The organism is Mesobacillus sp. (genome assembly GCF_047739415.1).
GTDB lineage: Bacteria > Bacillota > Bacilli > Bacillales > Cytobacillaceae > Mesobacillus.
The window spans coordinates 1-3,469 of record NZ_JBIQOE010000272.1 but is presented as its reverse complement, the minus strand read 5'-3'; the positions used below and the strand labels follow the sequence as shown (position 1 = coordinate 3,469).

The 3,469-nt window shown below is 44.5% G+C and carries 3 protein-coding genes and 1 riboswitch; of the genes, 1 reads left to right on the top strand and 2 read right to left on the bottom strand.

The window, feature by feature from the left end:
- Positions 1-228: 228 nt before the first annotated feature.
- Positions 229-684 (top strand): YslB family protein, encoded by a 456-nt coding sequence (locus ACH0QE_RS21415; RefSeq protein ID WP_415802511.1) that lies wholly within the window; start codon positions 229-231, stop codon positions 682-684.
- 474 nt (positions 685-1,158) lie between these two features.
- Here the strand turns inward: ACH0QE_RS21415 and ACH0QE_RS21410 are convergent, their stop codons facing one another.
- Positions 1,159-2,391, bottom strand: coding sequence for an aspartate kinase (locus ACH0QE_RS21410; RefSeq protein ID WP_415802510.1), 1,233 nt, complete (start codon positions 2,389-2,391; stop codon positions 1,159-1,161).
- Between the two features lie 163 nt (positions 2,392-2,554).
- Positions 2,555-2,732: riboswitch (Lysine riboswitch) on the bottom strand.
- 69 nt (positions 2,733-2,801) lie between these two features.
- A partial coding sequence (locus ACH0QE_RS21405; RefSeq protein ID WP_415802509.1) for a helix-hairpin-helix domain-containing protein occupies positions 2,802-3,469 on the bottom strand: 668 nt, incomplete at its 5' end.

The window sequence follows — 3,469 nt, the reverse complement described above, 5'->3', positions numbered from 1 at the left end:
AATTATTCCAACGCGTTAAAGAGTATATTAAAATAATACTATTGCCTGTTAAACACAGTTGAATAAAATTTTCCGGAACAATAATTTTTGGATACCAAAGTTTCGGGTATGGTATAAACATGGAAAAATTTTATAGAATTTTTTATGCCCAGTAAAATTTAACAACTTTTTAATTTAATATTTTCGCGGCAAATTGTTTATAATAGAGTGATAGAAAGAGGGGAGAACATGAGCGAAATAACTACTTCTGAGCAAAAAACTAAGAGCGTGCCACTGGCTGTCCCTGCGTTTGGATACGAATTGATCAGGGAAGTCCTTCTGCCGGAATTACTCGGCAAAGATACGCCAGAAATCCTATATTGGGCCGGAAAACGCCTTGCGCGAAAGTTTCCATTAGCAACTCTTGACGAAACCATCCGCTTTTTCCAGGATGCCGGCTGGGGCACACTTACCATCAAAGAAGAAGCCCGAAGAGAAATGGTGCTTGAACTTGGCAGCGAGCTAATTTCCTCCCGACTGAAAAACAACCCAAAAACCACATTCCAGCTAGAATCAGGCTTCATCGCCCAACAAATGGAACAACAGAAAAAAGTAACAGCCGAAGCCTTCGAACACCCCAATAAAAAGTCATCAAAAATCCTGTTCACGATCAAATGGGATAAGAATGATTCGATTGGCGAATAGTGTAGGAAAGCAGCCGGTTTAACAGAATATTTCTTTACTAAAGCTAAGGGTATATATCAAAGGTTACTGAGTCCGAATCTCAATCAGAGGTCGCAGTAACCTTTTTTACTATGACTGATACTTATTGAATTGAACCCGCTTATCTTGGCGCAGTGACTCTTTGATTGCTATATTCAAAATCGGCCGAAGTTTTTACCACTTTCCAGTCCATATCACTTTTGATTTGCCCGGTTGCTCTCCCTTTTGGCAAAACGGGGAACATATTTCCCTTTTATGTGCCCGGTTGCTCTTCCTTTTGGCGAAACGGGGAACATATTTCCCTTTTATGTTCCCGGTTGCTCTCACTGTTGGCGAAACCGGGAACATATTTACCTTTTATGTGCCCGGTTGCTCTTCCTTTTGGCGAAACCGGGCACATATACACACAAATAGCTTTCCCAATAGCACGCACCGGGAAAGCTATCTTTCTCCTGCTTAATTCGTCTTAACAGCTTCGGAGTATAACTCAAATGCTTCATGCAATGATTCTACTGCGTTTACCATTTGTTTTTCATCAACCACCGTGGAGACTTTGATTTCAGATGTGCTTACCATCTTCACCTGGATACCGTGTCCTTCAAGGACTTCAAACATTTTGGCGGCTACTCCTGGATTTGAAACCATTCCGGAACCTACAATCGACACCTTTGCCAGGCCGGTTTCGGATTCGACGGCTTGATAGTTTAATGCTTCTTTATTGCGTTCCAATACGTCCAGTGCCTCCGGGAGGTCGTTACTCTTAATGGAGAACGAAATATTCGCTAACCCTGCTTCTGTACGGCTTTGAACGATGATATCGACATTGATGTGGTTCTGTGCAAGTGTTGTGAATATAGTTGAAAGTCCTTTTAATGAAGTGCTTACACCAAGGACTGATACTCTCGTGATTTGGTCTTCAAACGCTACTCCACGTACGATTAAATTCTGTTCCATTTCATTCTCCTCCTCGATGATCGTGCCTCTTTCTTTTTCCATGCTGGATCTTACTTCAAGCGGCAATCCATAGTTTTTCGCGAATTCCACCGCACGCGGGTGGAGCACGCCTGCCCCCAGATTGGCCAGCTCTAACATTTCATCATAGGAAACGCTCAGCAATTTCCTCGCGCTCTTCACATATCTTGGATCGGTCGTGAACACGCCTGTCACATCGGTATAGATATCGCATTTATCAGCCTTCAGAGCCGCCGCAAGGGCTACTGCCGTGGTATCTGAGCCGCCGCGGCCAAGCGTGGTGATTTCACCATCATCCGTAACTCCCTGGAATCCCGCGACAATGACCACCTTGCCACTCTCTAAATCTCGGGCAATCCTGTCCGTGTCGATATCAACAATCCTGGCGTTCCCATGGACAGGTTCAGTTTTGATCCCCGCCTGCCAGCCTGTATAGGAAACCGCATCAATGCCATTTTGCGCTAATGCCATTGAAAAAAGTGCGATCGTAATTTGCTCTCCTGTGGTCAACAGCATATCCATCTCTCTTTTTGATGGCGCGCTGGAAATATCATTCGCCATATCGACAAGATGGTCCGTCGTCTTGCCCATTGCTGATACGACAACGACCACATTATTGCCGTTCTGCAGTTCTTCCGCTGTCCTGCTGGCAGCGTTCCTGATCCTTTCGACGCTGCCAACCGATGTTCCACCGAATTTCTGTACAATCAATCCCATAAGTTTCCCCTGCCTCTTCATTCTGTATTTTGCCTCTAATAGAGTTTCATGGCTACGCCGCATATGTATCTTTCCCAAAGACTTCTATTAAAAAAGCCCTTAAAAAACAGAAAAAGCAATGGAAGTGGCTCCCATTGCTTGATAAACGTGTATATACGCTGCAACATGAGATAGCACTCCAAGATGGCAATCTTGACAATCCAGCGTTTATTCAACGAAGGACCAGCGAGAAAATTGATAGGAATTTCCTCACTTCGGCGAAAATCCCCTTTCAAAGTCCATCTCCGAATCCTACAATTCTCCTGACTTTTACTCTTGAAGTTCGCACCTCTATCTACACTTTAATGCTCTAAAGTGATAGCTATATGAAATTTTTATCATTATAGCACACCTGAAAATAGAATGCTACCTTAATTCTGTAATTTCTGAAATAGCTCTTCTGCCACATTTGCCGGCAGGCCGGCAGCGTTCAACTCTTCCAATGAGGCTTCCTTCATTTTTTTTACCGAACCGAAATGCTTCAACAAAGCTTTCTTGCGCTTTTCACCAATGCCTGGAATATCATCAAGCAGTGATTGAAAGGCACTTTTGCCTCTTAGCTGGCGATGGAAGGTTATCGCGAACCGGTGGACTTCATCCTGAATTCTTTGCAATAGGTAGAACTCCTGGCTGTTTCGCGGCAGTTCTATTACCTGCAGCGGATTACCATACAGCAGCTGGGAGGTCCTGTGCTTGTCATCCTTGGCCAAGCCGGCAATCGGAATATCCATTCCAAGTTCATTCTCCAGGACATCACGCGCGGACTCGATATGTCCTTTTCCGCCATCGATGATAATCAAATCCGGAAGCGGCAATCCCTCTTTCAGGACACGTGTATACCTGCGCCTGACGACTTCCCTCATCGATTCATAGTCATCCGGACCTTTGACTGATTTAATCTTGTATTTGCGGTATTCCCTTTTTTCGGGCTTGCCATCGATAAAAACAATCATCGCTGAAACCGGATCGGTGCCCTGGATGTTGGAATTATCGAAGGACTCGATGCGATGAGGGGTGTAAATGCCCATTTGCTTGCCAA

Excerpts from the sequence above, each read along its gene's own strand:
- ACH0QE_RS21415 (WP_415802511.1), top strand. The coding sequence starts at position 229 with ATGAGCGAAATAACTACTTCTGAGCAAAAAACTAAGAGCGTGCCACTG.
- ACH0QE_RS21410 (WP_415802510.1), bottom strand. The coding sequence starts at position 2,391 with ATGGGATTGATTGTACAGAAATTCGGTGGAACATCGGTTGGCAGCGTC.